The sequence below is a fragment of the Yersinia pekkanenii genome (genome assembly GCF_001152565.1).
Classification (GTDB): Bacteria; Pseudomonadota; Gammaproteobacteria; order Enterobacterales; family Enterobacteriaceae; genus Yersinia; species Yersinia pekkanenii.
This window is the reverse complement of the sequence record NZ_CQAZ01000169.1, coordinates 1-1,343: the sequence shown is the minus strand read 5'-3', so window position 1 is coordinate 1,343 and position 1,343 is coordinate 1. Positions and strand designations below refer to the sequence as shown.

Sequence of the window (1,343 nt, the reverse complement as noted above, 5' to 3'; positions counted from 1 at the left end):
ATGACACCGGCACGCGTCAACACCGAAATCGATCGCCAGATTAAATCCGGTGAACTGTTACCGGTTGATACCCCGAACGGTAAAGCCCGCCAACTCTATGTGACCGCCGCCAGTTATGCGATGGAAAAGCAGATCCTGCACACCATTTTAGAGGGGAAAAACAGCGTGGCCCCGCTGATGCCCGAGGCAGACCCGACGTTGTTTGCCGGATTGACGGCCGGTCAACAAGCGGCCAGCCGCCTGATGCTGGAAAGTACGGATCGGTTTGTCGGTATTCAGGGCTATGCCGGGGTGGGGAAAACCACCCAATTTAAGGCCGTCCTGGCGGCCATCAATACATTGCCTGACGCGCAACAGCCGGAGGTTATCGGTCTGGCACCGACACACCGCGCGGTCGGTGAAATGGCGTCGGTCGGGGTAAAGGCCCAAACCATTGCATCATTTTTGATGGACACCGAACGGCGAACGCAAAGCGGTGAAACGTTGGATTTCTCGCGCACGCTGTTTTTGGTGGATGAAAGCTCAATGGTCGGCAACCGCGATATGGCCGATACCCTGAATCGAATTAGCGCGGCAGGCGGTCGTGTCGTACTGAGTGGGGACGCCCAACAACTCCTTCCGGTGGCGAATGGCGCGCCGTTCTCACTGATGCAACAACGCAGTGCGCTCGATGTGGCCATTATGAAAGACATTGTTCGCCAGTCGCCAGAATTGCGTCCTGCGGTTGAAGCCATCATTGAGCGCCAGATAGCGCCCGCGCTCAACGTCATTGAGTCCGTCACGCCCGATCAAGTCCCCCGCGAGGCAAGCGTCACCCCGCCCCTCTCCTCAGTGCAAGAATACCGCCAAACGCCGGAAGAAAAAGCCCAACACGGGGATCTGGTGATTGATGCCATCGTGCGGGATTATGCCGGGCGTACTGCCGAGGCACGGGCACAGACCCTGATAGTGACCCAGACCAATGCGGATAAACAGGCGGTCAATGCCGGTATTCATCAGGCACTGAAAGACCGGGGTACGCTGGGGGCCACCTCCGTGGGTATAGAGGTGTTCGACCGCGAAAAAACCCATGTTGACATACTCAAATCCGTCGCCGGACTGGCGGCGCTGAACGGAAGTACTGCGCTGATTAACCAGCAGTATTACCGCATTGAGGTGGGAAGCGATGCCAAACAACAGGGCGTGGTCACACTGACGGATACCGAGGGGACATCGCACCTGTTATCGGCTTTTGAAAGCAGTCTGCGCGATATCGCCATTTTTTCGTCACGCCAAATCGAATTGTCGGTGGGCGACAAGGTGAGCTTCAGTCACAACGATAAAGAGCGCGGACGTGAGGCCAA

General features: G+C 57.1%; 1 protein-coding gene. It reads left to right on the top strand.

Translation table 11 applies throughout. The features are described from left to right. The coding region (locus AEP37_RS23720) for an AAA family ATPase (protein ID WP_049615637.1) at nt 1-1,343 on the top strand (1,343 nt) is incomplete at both ends.